Raw genomic sequence first — 18,061 nt, forward strand, 5'->3', positions numbered from 1 at the left:
CCCCAGATAGTTTCCACAGGACTCTCGATACAGGGTTTTGTCTTGGTTGTACACCAAGTGTGGGGCAGTTCGTACACAGGATTCCCACGATTGCCGTGGGTGTACTACAAGCACTTTCGAGCTACAGCTGAGTCTGCCCTCTAGTACAGTTATCAAGGATTACGCTGAAAACTCGGAGTGAACTCAATCCCGGTCCAGCTATTCACTACTGACCCGACCGCGTAGTCCCAAAAACCATGTATTGACCTCCAAAATACCAGCCAGAGATGCCACCTGACCGGCTCCGGAGCATCGTCCCGATGTTCGGCGGCGCAACGAACTACGTCAAGACACTCAATGCAATCCTTGAGTACGTCGACGACCAACAGCCCACTCCCGATGAACTCATCGGCTGGCACCGGGGGCACTTTGAACGAGTTTCGAGTCGGGACTCGATACAGCGCCGGATCGACTATCTCGAAGATGTCGGCTTTATCGAACGAGACGGCCACCACTGGCGACTCGGGCCGGAGGGCACCACCTACGTCGCTGAGCAAACGACGGAAACGCTTCTCCAGATCATGTGTCGCCGAAATGTTGGCCTCCGGAGCCTGCTGTACTCACTTGTGCCTGCTCCGATGACAATCGAAGAAATCGGGCACCAGCAACTCAAGACGCATGCAAGCTTGGGCTGGGACCCGGCCAATACGGACATGGCCAAACAGCGAGTAAACTGGCTCCGAAGCCTCGGACTCGTCCACAAGGACGGCCAGCAGTACGCCCTCACTGATGAGGGCCGCCAGTTCGTCGAGATCGCCGTCGAGCAGTGGGCTGGGTCTAACCCCCAGGCCGACGCACCTACCACAGATACTCCGACGGCAACGACCTACGAAACGGCGGTTCAGGCCCGTGCAGTTGATCCGGAGTTCCGGGAGACAGTACTCGTCCGGTATGATGAGACCTGTCCGATATCCGGCGTTGACCACCGCGGGCTGTTGGATGTTGCTCATGTCCTGCCCTGGAGCGACCACCCACAGCACCGGGCGGATCCCACCAATGTCCTCCCACTCAGCAAGATTCACCATGTGGCCTTCGACCGTGAACTATTCACTATCGACCGCAACTATCGGTTGCACGTCAATCCCGACTTCGAGACCGACAGTGACCTGCTGAGACAGACAATCGTCGACCGAGCTGGTGAGTCAGTCCCCCAGCTGGACGGCAACGTCGCACCAACGTATCTCCGGCAGCACAATGACTCACTTGGTTGGGTGACGAATTAATCGCAGCGAAGACTGTGCCTGAAGTGTACTTCTCGGACGGTTACGCGGGAGAAGTTACCACAGCACAAAACAGTTTCAACCGGACTTCAGCGGTCGATAACCTCGCCATCCCCAACAGCTAGTTCCGATTCGAGTTCGGCGATCAGTTCCGTTCCCTCGGCATGGAGTTCATTCGCCCGTTCCAGCGAGACGTCTCCGTTTTCGAGCTGTTCGATAATCCGTTCGAGCCGGTCGGTCTTGTCGGCGATTGTCTCGTCTTTCATAGTACTAAGATGTACAGGAGTAGAGCCACAACAAGCAGGCCCAGAGCGAGCAGGACGAGCAGTAGCCGTCGACGCTGGCGGCGATGGGCTGCAGCCTCCTGTTTTCGTTCCCGCTGCTGATCGTACTGGGTTCGTGCTTGCTCTAGCTGGTTCTCAAGATCGGTCAGTGCATCGCGAACGTGCGTGTCGTATGTGCGGTCAAGCTCGACTTCGAACGAGGACAGGTCCGATTCGACTGTCCGTCTGTAGGCTTGGGTGAGTCGGTCATCCATCGTCTCCAGTGTTGTCTCGACGGTCTCTGTGTAGGCTGTGTTGAGACGCTCTTCGAGCGTTTCTAGTTCCGCGTCTAGTGTTGTCCGCTCCGGAACGATGTTACCCACCTCGGTCGGTGTCATTACCCGTTTGTCGGCCACTTCATCGGCCAGTGTGCGGTCGTTCTCGTGTCCGACCCCAACTACGATTGGCGTCTCGGTTTTGTGGATAACACGGCAGAGCGGCGTTTCGTTGAACACCCGGAGATGCTTGTCGGACCCGCCACCACGGGTAAGCACGATAACGTCGATCAGGGGATCGTCATCGAGTTTACTTATCGCACCCATGATTGACATCATCGCATCGTCGCCCTGGACGCTCGTGTTCTGGATGACGATATCTACGTCGGGATACCGCTCGTGAACGCTGGTGACCGCATCCATCCGGGCATCGCTTGTCGAACTGGTGGCGATCCCGATCCGTTCTGGGAAGTCCGGCAGGGCTTGCTTGTGCTCCGGATCGAGCAATCCATCCGAGTCCAGCAGTTCCCTGTTTTGCTCGTAGATTTGCTGGTACGTACCCTCACCGACCTCCACGATGTCTTCGACGATGACGGACACGTTGCCTCCGTCTTCGTAATACGAGAGCGAGCCTTTGACAGCTGCTTGCATCCCATCCTCGATTGTGGTGTCGATGGTCGATCGTTTGTACCCAAAGAGCACGCAGTGGATCGTCGAACCACTGTGGACCAGATCGAGGTGGACGTGGTCGTTCGAGGACACACCATAGTCGGAGATATCACCGACGACGTAATCGAAGGCGAGCTGGTCTGCGCCCTCGACGACTGCGCCGATATCCTCGTTCAACGTATCGACGTAGGTGATTCGCTCTGTTTGGAGGGCTTCCTGCAGAGTCTCCAGCGACGTGTGCGTCGGCTCCGAACCCATTCGACTCCTCTGTAATGCGGTTGTGTACTTAAGCCATGGTACTATCTTGTGACCGATCCGGATGACCAGACGCGGCCAGCGATGTGCCCTAACCGCATTTTGTCGATTTGTATTGTCGTTTGAATCAGCTGACTGAATCGATTGGTTGAACCATCTCATTGAACCAATTGATTGAACTAACTGGTTGAATCGATTGGTTGAAACAGTTGATTGAAACAGAGAATCCAATCGATAGGTTATTTCAACTGGGGGCTATAACAACCAGCTATGCTCTCATACAGCACCTACAGCGAGGCAGGCGGCGTCGGCAAGACGACGACCGCCGCGAACCTCGCCGTTGCACACGCCCGCGCCGGTCTCAAACCACTGGTCGTCCCACTAGATCCGCAAGAGGGAAACCTCTCACGGCTGTTTGGCGTCGACAAGGACCGCTCGAAGGACGTCGACCATCTCGCCCGGCATATGATCAACCGTCCCAAAGGTGACTTTGAGGACCTCATCGTCACCGCTGAACACGGCGTCGACGTCATCGCTGAACACAACCAACTCGCCGATCTCGGGGACTGGCTCCGCCGCGAACAGGATCAAGCCGCCGCTGTCGGGGACGCGTTCAATATTCACGCCGCGTTACTCAGCACGCTTGCCGATGCTGGCGTTCGTAACGAGTACGATGTGCTGATTTGTGACCCGCCGGCGACGGAAGGCCCACACCTACACAACGCTATCAACGCGACACGGTCGTTGGTTATCCCAGTTGAACCGAGTGCGAAAGGTCAAGCCGCTGTTGAGGGGTTAGAACAGCTCGTCTCCGGGCTTGAAGACACGCTTGAAATCGACGTGGGCGTCCTTGCCGCCGTCCCAGTCGGCGTGAAGGGGACAAACGACCAGAAGCGCATCCTTAGCGAGATCCCGTACTCGACGCCAGAGATCTTCGGCGACCGTACTTCGCTGATGGAAGGGTCGTGGGCACAGCAGTGCTCAGCGTTCACGTATGTCCGGGATCACCGCAACCGTCGACGTGACTACGAACTCGAAACGCTGGCGCAGTACGACCGATTGGCCCGCTACCTCGAAGCGCAGGCCGGGATCGAAGCCCCGAACCCACCGGAACCCGGCGCTATCGAGGAGGTGGCGTAAATGACTGGCATGAAGGAAGGCCCCGGAGAGGACCCGTTCGCCGAAGATACGACCGACGAGCAGGACGACCCGGCGCTGGACCCAACACCAGAAACGACAGCTGAATCTCAGACCGAATCCGAAAGCGATAGCACCGACAGCATGAGTACAGACGAAATCCCGTACGTCATTCGCCGACAGACGGTCAAAGAAGACCGAGATAACGAACACGTCGCGTTCCTCCGTGACGAATACGCCGAATTAGAGGACCAAGTGAGGGCCGATGTGGCCGATGAACTCGATATGCGCTCAAAGGACATCTCGGTAACGGATCTGCGCGAGGCGTTCGTCGAACTGGCAGCAGAAAATCCCGACACTGTGGCGTCAATACTGGAAAGTTGGGGTTACGAGCATCTCAAGTAAACGATACCAGACACTATCGAATACGCTGCTCGCATAAAGCGCTGCTGGATATTGACCTGACGACTGGTTCGCGTTTCATGTCGGACACGTTCTGTACGGGATCACCCTGGGTGCGTGGATCGGGACGCGAACCACGAGGAGGACGTCCCAGATGGCACTCTCGAAGCGACAGAGCAATCCCTGAGAGGCCTGTCAGATGCCGGAAGTTAGGGATATGATGTCTCCCGTTTCGAACGCTACCGAAACGGTCCTGAAACTTACTTCGCGTCCCCCCTGTCGCTTCCAGCGTACTGCCGGCTCTATCAAAATAGGTCCTTCTGTGAGCTGCGACGGGAAAGCCGGTAACGTCTGAACGACGCGTTACCGTGGCATACGAGCCTCGACGTTTATAGTTCAGTGCGGTGACTTATTACCGTCCGCCGAGAACGGTGTGTATGGAGATCCGTCCTGCTGACTCCGAAGACCGTCAGCGAGTCGAGACGCTCGCTCGGGATTCGTTCCGAACCTCGTACGCTCTCAGTCCGCAGCAGATTGAGACGATAGTCGAAAATGAATTCGATGACGAGACACTGGCTGAGCGGCTTGCCGACTCTGACACAACGGTGCTAGTCGCCGAACACACAGCCGGCGACACCGAGCAAGTGCAGGGGTTCATTGATGTGGCAGGAGGAACTGAGAGAACGATTCGCTGGCTCCACGTCGATCCCGAGGCGCGTGGCGAGGGGATCGCCACCGCGCTGCTGGAGAGTGTCCGAGAAGACGACGGGACACCGCTCGTCGCGAGAATTCTCGAAGACGCTGTCGAGGGTGGCGAATTCCTCGAAGACTTCGGCCTCGAGAGCGACGACAATGCGGACGTGACGTTCGGTAACGAGGAGTTCGCAGTAGCGGTATTTACTGAGGGAGAAGGGACGGAAGACGCAAACGAACCCTCCGTTCCAGTTCCCGAGTCCGTCACAATTGATGGGACCGACCATCCCATCGAACGGGACGAGACCGTCCCCGGTCGAGAGGCTCCGTTCTTTTCCACCTATATGGGTGAGGACCGCACAGAACAGTACGGATACTTCTGCTCAAACTGTGGCAGTACTGACATAGCAGGCGATGGGCTCGACCGCCTCGAATGCAGCGAGTGTGGCAACCTCCATCTCGCCGATGAGTGGGACGACTCGTATCTGTGAGAGAGCGCAGATAGATACCCGAGTCCGAGGCCGGTGAGCACGGCAGCGGGCTGTCCGACGTTACTGCACCCCTGGATTCCTGATATCGAAGCAGGGCCCAGCCGGTGACCACAATGTGTCTCGATACCGCTTTTTCGGGAGATGTGGACGCAGCGGTCCACGTCAGTACGGCGGCTCCGCTATGAATGGCGACATTCAAGGTTGCTTCCCGGCACCTCTGTACCGAGAAGTAAACCACCATGGAGAGACTTCGGAGTTACAAAGCTGATCGAGAGCCGTTATACTGACAGTGAGATTCGATGACTTCGGTCAGCCGGTCTGTTTCGTTGTGGTCGGCCCACAGAAACGGCATGACGCGGCCAGGTCCGTCTGCCACGAGGCTGACAGTGCGAAACTCCGCGCTCGGCTCTCGGACGAACGTCTGCCCGAGAGCGAACTGGTTTGCAGGGACAGTCGCTTCGACGATAGTGCTCATTATGAATTAGTTCATTCTGGCAGTGGATACATCTCCGGCCTATATGTGTAGGCCGTCGTGCCTGTCGACTTCGAGGCCACTTGTGGTTTTGGTGCCGTACATTCTTACTGTCACGGCATGATGACTGACTCAATGAGGGCGCGGTGCCCACGACGTGCCTGTTCGGAGAGGGCCTGATGTGAGACCCCGAGGTCCGATGCCAGCTCCTGTAGGTTTGTTCGGCGGGGGATCTCGTAATAGCCTTCGTCGACTGCGGCTTTGAGTATCGAGAACTGTCCGTCAGTGAGCTGGGACCCCTCTATCGACGGCGCGTCTTTCAGCGCAGTTATCCGTTCGATGTCGATATGGTACTCCTCGAACGCGTCACATGTCGAGGAAACCGCGTCTCGTTCCGGAAACAGGATACGGAACGTCCACCCCTCAGTACTCCCGCGAGCACTGACGACAGTCCCGTGCTCTCCGACCAGTACGCGGGTGAGAAACCGGACCTGATCCGTCCAGTCCATTCGGAGCAACGTGTTTTGATCCTGGCTGGTGATGACCTGTGCGCTCCGTACCGTCTCGTCTTCGGTAATCGCCGTACCTACGGAATCAGTGTCGGCGTTCGTCGCCCAGAGCAGGGGAACAACCCGGTCAGTTCCATGTGTAGCAAACCTGACAGCGTCGAACTCCACTTCGGGTACAGCCTGGAATGTTCCGGACAGTGCGAACTGCTCGGTCGGAACACTGGCTCGCATCATCGTGGCCATATGATACGTGGGTATCGCTCTCCGCATTCAATAGTACAAGGTACCAAAGCTATGAATGCCTGGGCTTGGCCAGCGAAATCTGGGGTTACTAGCTCTATCAGCGTCTGATCTGTCCCTGCTATGGAAGGCCTGTCACCGCTCTGTGTTCCCTTTGTCATCACGCATGACAACTCAAAGCTCACAGTTTCAGCCGTAGGTTACGTTCTAGTTACCTATCCCGGAGAACCGTTTATCATGGCCTTGGACTCCAGCGCTTCTAGAGTCTCAGCTCTTTGCAGCAACTGCGCTGAACTCCATCGGAGTGCCACTGTCGCGAGCCTTACAACGCTTTAGTCTGTTCTCACGCGCTAGACACTGGTTTTTCCTGGGACTCACGCCGAGAGTGCGAGCCGCTTCAGTTCTGTGGAGTAAGTTGTCTGAGTAATCAACACATATTCTACGGTCAAATTCAGTACGGGTTTCATAACAGGTGTACTATTGTTAAGTTCCCATTTCAGGATGCGTTCGCTTCGGATACTGTTTCGGCTGAGCGTTTTTAACTTGATATATACCACGTCTCTGAAAGAGTTACATATAATAATATCGCACGGCAAATCAGCAAATTAATACCTTAATAAGCGGGAATATCAATCATATAAGTTCTCAAGGCTGCACGAATCAGCGACCCTGTAAGGGACGGATGTCCCGTTCACATAACGTCGACGGAGCTACTATAGATTGATCTGTTGCCATTGTGGCCGTTCACATTTTGACTGATATGCTCAGCATGGTGTCGAGGCTCATGGTATGCCCATCGTGGACATGTATCGCCGTGTGTCAGGAGCGTGGCGAGAGCACGTTTTCAGAACCGCTTCAGCTATCCGGAACAGATCACTCTCGAAATCCTCCGCTTCAGACACAATATCGCTTGCAACGACTGCTCAGTAGGTGTTCCTACTGACCGAAACGGGCGACTAATCATATTGGTCACTACGGTTTGGGTGATATGGCGATTCAAACGACAGTCGGGTGGTCGCTCATCACTTCCGGTATGGTAACGCTCTTGCTTGCGTATCTCCCGTATCCGTCGATTTATGGGGCATTGGTCTCCTTTTCCTCGGAATCTTCATCTTCGTCACCCGACGGCTCTACTGAGCGTGGCAGCGATCAGATGGTGCTTTGAGCGGGAATCCGTCGATGTCAGTTCCGAAGCGGACTGTCTCGCGTATAGTCGTCACCAGACTTCGAAATCACTGAGTCTGATACCATCAGATAGAGATTGATGTACGCACGTCTCTGTTCGACAAACAGGCTCAATATCCCCGCTACGGGAGTTGTGTGCTATTCACGTCTTCTACTACCGTGGTCTCGTCCACACTGTACTCTTCACGAGCAGTGAACGTGTCTATGGAGCCCGGAGAGCCCACCACGGTTTCGTGCCTCAGAGAGATTGTTCGTTCTGGCTTTCTGCTTCGTCGCCCTGATCCCTGTTCGACCCACCTCGGTCAGAATATTCCTCCCGCTCAATCGCTTCCGATCCGATCATGTTGAGTACGGCTTGGTGAACTGCGTCCGCTGATTCGTACTCGTGACTGTCAGTCTCCATCTCTTGCCCTCCAAGTATCGACTGTAGCGTCTGTGACTCCCTGTTAGTCTCTATTTCGTAGCCTCCGTACTTCGAGAGCAGCGTCTCCCGCTCGAGTGGATACGTTTCCGACGCTAGTTCGTCCTTGAGGCTGCCGAAGTCGACGCCCAACTCCCGCGAGTCAGCTGTCCCATCGCTGCTGGACTGGTCGTTTGCCATACACACCCTTCAGCGACCAGTCGGATAGGTGTTGTGGGTTTTACAGTTTCTGGCGAAATTACGAACAGAGTAATCCTGTAGTCATCTCACAGTTGGGAGTCGAGGGCCACCGTTTCACACGACAAACGGACGCCGGCACTATTTCTGTGGCATCTACCCAGAACTCTCGTGGCGGCCGTGCTGTTCAGCGAGCAGGAGAATACACGACCGAGTGATCTACCCGGACTCCCTAATTTAATGGTAGTGTTTAGTTTGGAGCATTGTGCCAGCGAGCGAAGCTTTGGAGCCAATTTTCGGCTGTTTCCGGTTCGACGTGGCTGAAGCAGTGTGAAAACGACGAGGTTCGACGCTTCAGTTCTCGAAAAATCCGTTCGATAGCGTTCCGATTTCCGTGGCGACACATCCGAAATCGGAGTCCAGCTCGTTGAAGTGCGGTTTGGAGGTGTTGAGCGCCATCGACGAGAAAGACGGCAGTTTCGACATTGTGTTTGTGCCGAAGTTCTCGCAGGAAAATTTCCGTGAGAGTGGTCGTAGTCGTCGCAAACAGCCGGACGTGAAGCAGTTCATTCGACTGCGGATCGGCGGCGGCGTACAGCCAGAATTGCTGATCGTTGATCCGAATCACTGTTTCGTCGAGCGCAATCTGATTCGGAGATTTCCCAGAGTCGGGCTGTAGATCGGCTTTTTGAACCCAATCGTGGACGGCTTTACGACTGCGTTGGACACCCAGCGAATCGAGTAATTCGACGGTATTCGATAGCGAGAGCCCCGCAACGTGCGATTGAATACCCAACGCCATCGCTGGCTCGGGTGTCCGCTCGCGCTCCACAAAATCCAAATCAATCCAGTCTCTACATCCACTGAGGCGTGTGATTTCTGCCATGGACAGCTGAAATCACTCTCGCCTCACTTTTCACGCTTAACTAAACACGACCACACTGTCGTGCCGAAAGCTAAGACTTGCAAGAGGATTGTCAAGGAAGTGGTCCACATCGATAATGTGCTGATGGACCGGGAGTTGGCCAGCCACCATATTCTAGAGATGCTTAGCCAGCGGGGTTGTCGTACGTCGTCCCGAAACGGATGCAGACCAGCGAGAAAGCCCAGGCAAAGCGACTCTTGCAGCGAGGCCAGAATCGGTATGAGACCGACAGGAAGCTCCATCTCGGAAAGAACAAATGGCACGAGACGACGCTGATCTACCGACAGAAAAGAGACTCTGAGTATGATGATCACCGGCAGTACTCGGTATTCATGTCTAACCGCGGCAGTGGATTCCTTACCGAGTACGGGTATCGCTGGGAGATTGAAAGTGGCTACAAATCGATCAAGCGATTCATGGCCGCGACGACCTCGAAGGACTTTGGCCTCCGGTTCTTCTATTTCGCGTTTGCGTGCCTCCTATACTCGATCTGGCGTGCGGTGGATCTGCTCGTGCAGGTCGAACTGACTGGCGAGTACGAACACTCGCCGATGGTGACGGCAGATAATACGCTGACGCTGCTGAAAAAGGAGACAGGAATCGGGTAAGGATTAGCCGATCCTGAGGTAGCACGGTGTCGAGTGGCTACACTATTGACAGTCTCTGGAATTCGGCGATATGGTCAGTATTACAATACAAACGAGTGATTGAGAGATATTCTGGAGCGGTTTCCGCTCGACGATTCGTCCAAATACACGCATTACAGCCCCGCTAAACCCGCTGTAGTCTCAACTTCCAAACACGAAAATTCGGTATAGCGATATACACTTTATAAACACCAGTATATCTATTCTAAGCAACATAGAGGGTGCTGAAATGGCGAAATTCTGGTTTTTGAATTAGGTTTGTATTATCCTAATAAGCACCACCAATTTTACCCGGACCGTCGCTGTACAGGAAGCATGGATCGGCTTCCGACTCAGTACGACGCTACTCCCGGGGATGACGCCCTCGAAACAGCCATCGAGAAACGACTGGTCGATATCGACTCCGGACGCTACCGAACAAACGTCGCGAGCGTCCTGCGGAAGTTCGCGGCATGGAGTCGGGACCAGCATGGTATCACCAACCCCAAGGACATTGACGATGATCTCTGCCGGCAGTACGCTCGTGAGCTAGCCCGAGCCGATGATCGGGACGATATCTCACCAGAGACAGCACGCCGCTACTTCGCCTACGTCCGTTCGTTCCTCACGTGGGCTGTCTACGAAGGGCTGATACCGACGAACCCGGCCAAGACCAACCACGCCGAAGGCCCACTTCCAACCGACGAGACCGAAACTGACCAGCAATACTGGACCACACGCGATCGCGAAGCCATCTGCGCCACTGCCACTGCCCGCGTCGACGAAGCCGGCGAAAGTGGTGACGTCGACCGCACGGCGGCCTACCGCGACCAGGCACTCGTCTTCTTACTCGCCTACTCCGGAGCCCGCAGCGCGGAACTCGTCGCCGTCTCCGATGACGAGGAACGGAACGGCCTCCGGTGGCGACACGTCGACCTCGATGCTGGCACGATGCAGGTGTTCGGAAAGAATCGCACCCGAGAGTCTGCACCCATCCTCGACGATGCACTTCGTCCACTCCGGCGCTGGAAGCAACTCCGGGAGCCTGACGAAGACGAAGCCGTGTTCCCGCGACTCGATAACGCGGCGAAAGCCCTGGACCCGACGCCGTCGATCACAACCCAGTCAGCCCGAAACATCCTCGCCGATCTCTGTGAGTGGTCTGAGTATGACTTCGAGGAACCGCTGAAACCACACGGCGCTCGCCGTGGCCTCGGGCGAGAAATCTATCGCGAAAACCCACAGCTGGCTCAGGATGTACTGCGGCACAAGTCCATCGAGACAACACACGAGGGCTATGCACAGGAGGCAGCAAAGCGAACGCGTGACGAAGCGAACGACATTATCTCCGGCGAGTAGCTTGCGGACATCTCTTCAAAATGAGAGACAGACGACGCCCCCACTGAACTGGTCCACGAGGTGAGAACGTATCGTCTGTTCTGGAACCGCTCCTACAACCGACGGTAGATGATGATCCCACCGAGAACAGCGACGATCATGCTCCCGGCAATAAGCAAATTCGTCGGTGCGCTCCCAGACGGCTCGACATTGTCTGTGGCCGCGGTCTGAGACGGTGTGATTGCTGGCCCACCGCTGCTGGTCTGGGTCGAGGTTGATTCCTCGGTGTCCGTTTCGGTCGAGCGTTCAGTCACTGCGGTCGTCGTTGTTGGGATGTCACTCGGCGTTGTTTCCGTTCCTGTCGGTGTGTCCGTCGCTGTTACTGTGTCACCAGAGTCACTGCCGCTGGAGTCGCTATCATCGTCATCACCATCATCATTACTACCGCCGGAACTCGACGAGTCTTCCTCAGTAGGAGTTTCCGTCTCAGTCGGCGTAGGCGTTGACGTGTCCGTTGGCGTTGGTGTGGCTGTTTCCGTCGGCGTTGGTGTCGATCCATTCTCATCGTCGGTCTGCCCTTCGACGGTGAGGATGCGCCCTTCTGTGCCGGTGACCGAGTAGGCACTGCCGTTCTCGTCACCCAGCGCCGCGACACTCACGGAGAGCCCGATAGCTCCGGGATTTTCGGCTTGGACAGTGACGGTCGCGAGTTCCACCGGGCCGCTCTGGAGCGTGTTCATTCCCGTCGCCGCCAACTGCACTGACGCCCCGCCGTCGGGCTGCTTGGCGTACGCTGGGCTGTCGGCATACCTGACGCTCTCGATGGTCGCGACGCTGCTGTCGTTGAGCGACACTGTCGCGTTGAACGTACCGACACCACCGCTGGCCTCGCCCACCACCAGCTCGTACTCAACGGTTGCGCCCGGATCAATGCTCTCTGCAGCCGGCGAAAGTCGAACCTCTGTCCCGCCGGCACCAGAAACGACAGCAGTACTCCCAATCAGCGCAGCGCTAACCAATACTACCCTCATGAGACGAGCGAGTTGCATCGATATTATCGAACCCGATTTCCACAGTATTAAATAAACCGAAAGTAACTCTTGAATTAACACTGGAATACTTCATGTCTAGAGGCCACAGTCGTACTCGTGAGGGTATCGAACTCGTAAGTGAACAGGCACGGCCGCTGTTGGCGGTCATCCTGACCGTATTGCTTGTCACCAGCCCAGTCGTCGCAGCGGTTCCGGCCGGCGCACTCACACAGGCCGGCAATGCAGGCAACACCGGTACGGACGCGGGTAACACCAGCATCGGCACTGGCGCCGGAAACACGGCTGTGACACCCGACCCGGTCGTTGACTCGGCGAGCCCGACCGACCCGAACGGTGATGGACGCTTCGAGGACGTCAACGGTGATGGCAGCTTCGACGTCGTCGACAGCCAAGCGTTGCTTGCTCATCTCACAAACGCCTCCGTCCAGAACTACAGTTCGAGTTTCGACTTCACTGGGGACGGACGAGTCACGGTCAGCGACGGCCAGTGGCTCTACGTTCAGGCTATCAACCCAACCGAGACCGACGCCGACGGCGACGGCCTCAACAACACTGTCGAGGTCGCGCTCGGCACCAACGCATTCGACACCGATACCGACAGCGACGGAATCGGCGATTGGACCGAAACCAACGGTGGAAAGCCGATTGACACGGACGGCAATGGAGTCATTGACGCCCGTGATGCTGACAGCGACGGCGACCGCATCCCTGACTTGCGCGAAGGCGACGTTGACACCGACGGCGACGGGACGCCCAACTACCGCGACACCGACGACGACGGCGACGGCATCAACACCCAGACCGAAGCGCTGGACGGCCAGAATTACAGCCACGATGTCGACTTCGACGAGACGGTCAACTGGCTCGACACCGACGCCGACGGCGACGGGGCCCCCGACGGCGTTGAGGGTCAAAACGACAGCGACGGCGACGGGATGCCCGACTACCTTGATAACGACCGTGATGACGATGGCCTCCCGGACGCCTACGAGCGGAACGTCACTCAGACAGACCCGGTGAACAACGACAGCGAGTCATCGCTTACCAACTACACCGAAGCGAACAACGACGTCATCGACGGGATGGAGGACTTCGACTTAGACACGCTCGGTAACTACAGGGAATATACCATCGGTACGGACCCATATGTAAACGACACCGACGGTGACGGGCTCACCGATGGGTTCGAATACCGCAACAAGCAGTTTGACCCACTGACGGCCGACACGAACGGTGACGGGACGAGCGACGGGGCCAGCGATCTTGACGGCGACGGCCTCACCAACAGCGAGGAGGCCCAGCGCGGGACCCTGGTCGACCGGAGTGATACTGACGGCGACTCGCTGAACGACAGTCGAGAAATCGAGCTGGGGACGGACCCGACGCTGCCGGACACGGACGCCGATGGGTTGGACGACGACGAGGAACTCAAGCTGGGGACAGACCCACTTGTCAACGACACCGACGGTGACGGCGTCCTCGACGGCAACGAGACTTTCGAGACGACGATGGACGACGATTCGACGGGCGCTACGGTGACGCTCAAGACGAACGGGTCGGCAGGCAATGTGACTATCAAGGCAAAGCCCGGCTTCTTTGAGGGCACTGCTGCCAGTGCGGGCCAGACGATTCAGGTCGAAAACCGCACGGCGTTCAAGAACGCGACAATCGAACTGCCGGTCGACACGTCAGTCCCCGAGTCTGACTACGAGAATCTCTCTATATACACGTGGAACGGCTCGTCAACCGACTCGTGGAGTAAAGTCGAAACGACGATCGACAATGGCACGGCGACCGCCACCGTCGACCACTTCTCATACTTTACTGTGCTCGACACCGACGAGTGGGTCAGCACGACGACCCTCGACATCGGTGACCCGATCGATCTCAATGCCACTGACTCGTTCCGCTGTTCGAACGCCTGCAACCTGACCACGAACGAGACTGTCGTCCTTGGCGGAGAACCGACCACCCGGAAAATCAGCATCGAGCAGGGTGGTGATACCTACGAGATAGTCCCGCTGAGCAACGGCCAGACCATCCGGAACTTCTACGATTATGGGAACGCCGAAATAAACTCGCCACTCCCGGTCGCCAAGAGCGACACGAGCCGGCTGTTCTTCTGGTCGGGACCGAACGGGCTCAGTCTCGTTTCACTGCAGGATAAACCGCGAGACGGTTCCGGTGCCGCCGTCTCTCTCGAACTCTACGGTCTGCCAGTCAATGACGGGGGTTGGGTAGTCAAGGACGACCCCGGCGACAATTACGGCACGAGTCCCGACTGGGCCTGGAATGACGATAACACCGACGGCGGTGTGTTTCGTGGTGGACTGACCAACTCGACGATCACCATCACGCCCAACTTCAACGAGCAGGCGGAGAGGGACCCAATTACGCCCGGCGAAATCTCCGACTGGGAAATTCTCTCCGGCCGCGCAACCGACCCTAACAACGAGTCTCTCGCTACTGACCAGAACATTACTATTAGCGTCCCGGACGACCCTGACGAGAACACGTCCAGCAACGTCGCTGGGGACACGGGTGCTGCAAACGTCACCTACGAACTGACCGACGACGCCGACGACCTCGTTGTCGTCTACCAGACCGAGCAGACCGACGATAATCCGGCAGCGAGCGTCGAGGTGACCGGTGCGAGCGGAACAACGGTCTCGAAAGACCTCGCTATTGGGACTGTTGGGACTGTCCAGACGGTTGTCAACGTCTCTACGTTAGCCCATGGACCGACGAACGTCAGTCTCTCGGCTGACGGTGTCAATATGCGCGCCGAGGTAACTCCGCAGGAGACTTCCGACAGTGACGGAGACGGCATCCGGGACGCTGTCGAGAATCAGACTTGGACTCTGCCGACCGGGCCGGGAACAACGTTCTCGACTGACCCGTACGACGCTGATACGGACGGGGACGGCATTCCCGATGGGGAAGAGGTCATCTACAAGACCGAGGCTGACAACGGGACCCTCGAGACGAGTATCGCCGTCGCTAACTCGAACCCGACCGAGGTCAACAGTGACGGTGACGGACTTACGGACCCTGAAGAGAACCGTGGCTGGAACACCTACCTTGCACGCTCACCCTCGACAGCTGAACAGTTCGTCGAGGCCCGCCAGAATGACGGGAACCCCATTGGTGTGCTCTGGGAGCAAAACGTCAGCTCAGACCCGCTTTCAGCTGACACCGACGGTGACTTGCTGCCGGACCACGAGGAGCGTAGGCTCGGTACAAGTCCGACCGTCGCCGACTCGGATCGTGACGGCAACAATGACCACACTGAGGACACCAATAATAACGACCCGACAATCCACGATCATGAAGCGCCGCTGATCGAACCACTGGCAGTCAACAGCGACAACGTCCAGCGGACCAGCTACACGGTCAGAGTCAGCGCCACAGACCAGAGCGGCATCCACGCGATTCGCTTCTACAAGGCTGGCAATGAGCAGTGGTCCGCGCTGGGCGACAATGAGTCCGCCCGGACGTTTACCGCTGACATTGACGTTGAGCGGGACCGACTCGACGCCATCTACACCGGTGCGACCGGCTTCTTCACGCCGGTGACTGTCGACGCCAGGGCCACGGATGCCCACGGCAACACGAAGCGGAAGGAACTCAGTGGGCCCGACACGTTCGGGCAGGCAGCAGATAAATACGCACGTTTCCCCGCCAATCCCGGCAAAGGTGGGTTCGTCGCCTGGATGGGCTTCTCTTCCGGCACGTCAACTGTGGCCGGAGAGAGCGTCGCGGGCATCGCCGAGATGATCTCGAACCCCATCGGTTACGCTGAACAGATGGCCCAGTTGGGGGCAACGATAGCCAGCAACCCCGCGATTCTGACCAAACTCCCGGAGATGATGGCGGCGCAGCTCCGCGACCAGCACGAGACCCGCAACCCGTTCGACCCACACGAGCAGTACTACCAGGAGTTCGGTGGCGGCTGGTCGCTGGGGTACACGACCGGGACAGTCGCCCCGGCGGCGGCCTCTGGCGGATCGAGTTTCCTGCAGAAGGGGCTGAGTAGTTCCTCAAAACTCAGACGGGTCGTCGATACCGCTGACTCGGCGGTGCCCGACCGGGTGCCAAACGGCGTCAAACCGACGGCGCTGCGCCGGGCCGGGAAAGTCGACAACGCGGTCCCCGACGCCGACGTGCCGACCGGCCGGATGAGCGCGAAGCTCGATGACATGCCTGGCCCACGTCGCCAGCGGACCACCGAGCAGTTCGACCGACTCGATAGCGACGGCAAGAACTACCTCGGTGATACGGACATCGAGGACCCCACGCTGAAGGCCGCCGATCTCTTCGAGAACACCGGCCCGAAAGGTCGCCGAGCGCTCAACGACCTCGCTGAGACCGACCAAGACGCCGCCGACGTGCTGTTACGGATGGACGACGCCGCCGCCCAGCGGCGGTTCACCCGGGCCTACGACAGCGGCGAGGTCGGCGGTGACGAACTGGCGACGGCACTCACTCGGTACGATAGTCTTGATAGTGACGGCAAGGACGAGTTCGACGACCTGCTGGCACGCAACGGTGACGACGCGGCTGATTTCGCAGCACGCAGTGACTCCGATACGTTCGACGCTATCGTCTCGCCGTGTGGAGCTAGGAGTGCGCCGTCGCTCGGCGGAGCGGGCTCGCTTCGGACCGACCGGTATCACTCGGTTGCAGGACCGTCGACGGCCCTCAAACAGAGCGGGACCTGCCCTGGTCTCCCCGACGATATGAGAGACGACTTCGTGAGGGCGGTGTCGGACATCGGCGATGATGAACTGAGAGATGTCAACACGAAAGGCGCTCTGGATTCGATTATCGGCTTCGACCGCAATGCACAGGACGCGGCGACCGATCTGATTAATAGAAAGGGCGCAGACGGTGTGAGACTCACCAACGACGCTGACTCCTTAGCTGATGATTTGGAACTGGACGACAGTGGTGCAGGCAACCTCGTTGAAGCGTATGAGGTTTCGTCGCAAGTATCTGAGGGCCCAATCACTGATGCCCGTGAGCTTCAGGATGTGCTCAACGATTTGGAAAGCCGGGACGGCTTCGATGACCTCGACGATGTCGTCAAAAGCGCTTCGCGTCAAAAATCTGGATTCAAAGGCCCAGCGGGCGAAGGATATGTTGGACGGAGTCTGGATGATCGAGAAGGTATCGATGCTGGTGATGGGGATATCGAATTCGAACAGGAGATTACCTCAGCCGATATCGAAAAAGAGCATACTGCAAGCATTGCTAGCTCAGTCGATAGTAATAGCAAGTTCAAGGACGTCAGCAAGTCTGGTAGTGATGTTGATATAGACTCAAATACTGATGTTGAAGTCAATGGAGAGACATTGAACAGTCCGGCAATTGAATCGAAGAATCTGAACATTGATTCAGATACTTCTGATTTCCTGAAGGAACGCGCAATGAGAGAACTTAAACAAAAACTGCGCACACATGCAGTTGCAGGGGAAGACGAGATTGTCGTCGCTATGAATCGAGACCACATCGATGCTGAGGCGGCTCGTCTTGACCGAAGTGGGTCATCTGCCCGTGACGTGGTGAGTAACGAACTGGAAAATGACATCGAAAGCACGCTCTCTAATCAACTAGGGATCGACAAAGACGTGACCGTTGAAGTGACCAGCTATAGTGATCTTTAGCCATGG

At 57.1% G+C, this 18,061-nt stretch carries 13 protein-coding genes and 1 pseudogene; 7 read left to right on the top strand and 7 right to left on the bottom strand.

The features are described 5' to 3' along the window. Positions 1–266 precede the first annotated feature (266 nt). The gene (locus tag AV059_RS00375; protein WP_079990682.1) at positions 267–1,262 is read left to right on the top strand and encodes an HNH endonuclease; all 996 of its coding nucleotides are present in this window, start codon (positions 267–269) and stop codon (positions 1,260–1,262) included. 86 nt (positions 1,263–1,348) lie between these two features. Here the strand turns inward: AV059_RS00375 and xseB are convergent, their stop codons facing one another. Both xseB and xseA read right to left on the bottom strand, forming a co-directional pair. Continuing rightward, complete coding sequence (gene xseB, locus AV059_RS00380; RefSeq protein ID WP_058991380.1) at positions 1,349–1,525, bottom strand: exodeoxyribonuclease VII small subunit; 177 nt, start codon at positions 1,523–1,525, stop codon at positions 1,349–1,351. Next, positions 1,522–2,724, bottom strand: coding sequence for an exodeoxyribonuclease VII large subunit (xseA, locus tag AV059_RS00385; RefSeq protein WP_058991381.1), 1,203 nt, complete (start codon positions 2,722–2,724; stop codon positions 1,522–1,524). The genes xseB and xseA overlap by 4 nt, the downstream gene beginning before the upstream one ends. 267 nt (positions 2,725–2,991) lie before the next feature. On the opposite strand from xseA, the gene AV059_RS00390 reads away from it, so the two are divergent. The 3 genes from AV059_RS00390 (at position 2,992) to AV059_RS00400 (ending at position 5,444) form a co-directional block, all read left to right on the top strand. After that, positions 2,992–3,861, top strand: a complete 870-nt coding sequence (locus AV059_RS00390) for a ParA family protein (RefSeq protein WP_058991382.1) — start codon at positions 2,992–2,994, stop codon at positions 3,859–3,861. Then, positions 3,862–4,263, top strand: coding sequence for a hypothetical protein (locus AV059_RS00395; protein ID WP_058991383.1), 402 nt, complete (start codon positions 3,862–3,864; stop codon positions 4,261–4,263). Positions 4,264–4,697: 434 nt separating this feature from the next. Beyond that, positions 4,698–5,444 (top strand): GNAT family N-acetyltransferase, encoded by a 747-nt coding sequence (locus AV059_RS00400; RefSeq protein ID WP_058991384.1) that lies wholly within the window; start codon positions 4,698–4,700, stop codon positions 5,442–5,444. Between the two features lie 256 nt (positions 5,445–5,700). On the opposite strand, the gene AV059_RS00405 is transcribed toward AV059_RS00400, so the two are convergent. The 4 genes from AV059_RS00405 to AV059_RS00420 all read right to left on the bottom strand — a co-directional run bounded on the left by AV059_RS00405 (position 5,701) and on the right by AV059_RS00420 (position 9,334). Further along, positions 5,701–5,919, bottom strand: coding sequence for a hypothetical protein (locus AV059_RS00405; RefSeq protein WP_058991385.1), 219 nt, complete (start codon positions 5,917–5,919; stop codon positions 5,701–5,703). Between the two features lie 110 nt (positions 5,920–6,029). Next, positions 6,030–6,668 (bottom strand): helix-turn-helix domain-containing protein, encoded by a 639-nt coding sequence (locus AV059_RS00410; protein WP_058991386.1) that lies wholly within the window; start codon positions 6,666–6,668, stop codon positions 6,030–6,032. A 1,420-nt stretch (positions 6,669–8,088) separates the two neighbouring features. Beyond that, on the bottom strand, positions 8,089–8,451 hold the full coding sequence (locus AV059_RS00415) for a hypothetical protein (protein WP_058991387.1): 363 nt from the start codon (positions 8,449–8,451) through the stop codon (positions 8,089–8,091). A 247-nt stretch (positions 8,452–8,698) separates the two neighbouring features. Further along, complete coding sequence (locus AV059_RS00420) at positions 8,699–9,334, bottom strand: IS6 family transposase (protein WP_058991388.1); 636 nt, start codon at positions 9,332–9,334, stop codon at positions 8,699–8,701. A gap of 66 nt (positions 9,335–9,400) precedes the next feature. Here AV059_RS00420 and AV059_RS00425 point away from each other — a divergent pair. Both AV059_RS00425 and AV059_RS00430 read left to right on the top strand, forming a co-directional pair. Continuing rightward, a pseudogene (locus AV059_RS00425) lies at positions 9,401–9,981 on the top strand (transposase); the annotation flags it as partial. A 354-nt stretch (positions 9,982–10,335) separates the two neighbouring features. Then, positions 10,336–11,358 (top strand): tyrosine-type recombinase/integrase, encoded by a 1,023-nt coding sequence (locus AV059_RS00430; protein ID WP_058991389.1) that lies wholly within the window; start codon positions 10,336–10,338, stop codon positions 11,356–11,358. A gap of 92 nt (positions 11,359–11,450) precedes the next feature. Here the strand turns inward: AV059_RS00430 and AV059_RS22215 are convergent, their stop codons facing one another. After that, positions 11,451–12,356, bottom strand: a complete 906-nt coding sequence (locus tag AV059_RS22215) for a hypothetical protein (RefSeq protein WP_079990686.1) — start codon at positions 12,354–12,356, stop codon at positions 11,451–11,453. 104 nt (positions 12,357–12,460) lie between these two features. On the opposite strand from AV059_RS22215, the gene AV059_RS00440 reads away from it, so the two are divergent. Beyond that, a complete protein-coding gene (locus AV059_RS00440) occupies positions 12,461–18,055 on the top strand; it encodes a hypothetical protein (protein WP_228841667.1) in 5,595 nt (1,864 codons plus the stop codon). The last annotated feature ends 6 nt before the right edge of the window (positions 18,056–18,061 follow it).

The organism is Haloarcula sp. CBA1127 (assembly GCF_001485575.1).
Classification (GTDB): Archaea; Halobacteriota; Halobacteria; order Halobacteriales; family Haloarculaceae; genus Haloarcula.

Coding starts and splice junctions, on each gene's coding strand:
- AV059_RS00410 (WP_058991386.1), bottom strand. CDS start 6,668: ATGGCCACGATGATGCGAGCCAGTGTTCCGACCGAGCAGTTCGCACTG.
- AV059_RS00405 (WP_058991385.1), bottom strand. CDS start 5,919: ATGAGCACTATCGTCGAAGCGACTGTCCCTGCAAACCAGTTCGCTCTC.
- xseA (WP_058991381.1), bottom strand. CDS start 2,724: ATGGGTTCGGAGCCGACGCACACGTCGCTGGAGACTCTGCAGGAAGCC.
- AV059_RS00415 (WP_058991387.1), bottom strand. CDS start 8,451: ATGGCAAACGACCAGTCCAGCAGCGATGGGACAGCTGACTCGCGGGAG.
- xseB (WP_058991380.1), bottom strand. CDS start 1,525: ATGAAAGACGAGACAATCGCCGACAAGACCGACCGGCTCGAACGGATT.
- AV059_RS00440 (WP_228841667.1), top strand. CDS start 12,461: ATGTCTAGAGGCCACAGTCGTACTCGTGAGGGTATCGAACTCGTAAGT.
- AV059_RS00400 (WP_058991384.1), top strand. CDS start 4,698: ATGGAGATCCGTCCTGCTGACTCCGAAGACCGTCAGCGAGTCGAGACG.
- AV059_RS00395 (WP_058991383.1), top strand. CDS start 3,862: ATGACTGGCATGAAGGAAGGCCCCGGAGAGGACCCGTTCGCCGAAGAT.
- AV059_RS00430 (WP_058991389.1), top strand. CDS start 10,336: ATGGATCGGCTTCCGACTCAGTACGACGCTACTCCCGGGGATGACGCC.
- AV059_RS00390 (WP_058991382.1), top strand. CDS start 2,992: ATGCTCTCATACAGCACCTACAGCGAGGCAGGCGGCGTCGGCAAGACG.
- AV059_RS00420 (WP_058991388.1), bottom strand. CDS start 9,334: ATGGCAGAAATCACACGCCTCAGTGGATGTAGAGACTGGATTGATTTG.
- AV059_RS00375 (WP_079990682.1), top strand. CDS start 267: ATGCCACCTGACCGGCTCCGGAGCATCGTCCCGATGTTCGGCGGCGCA.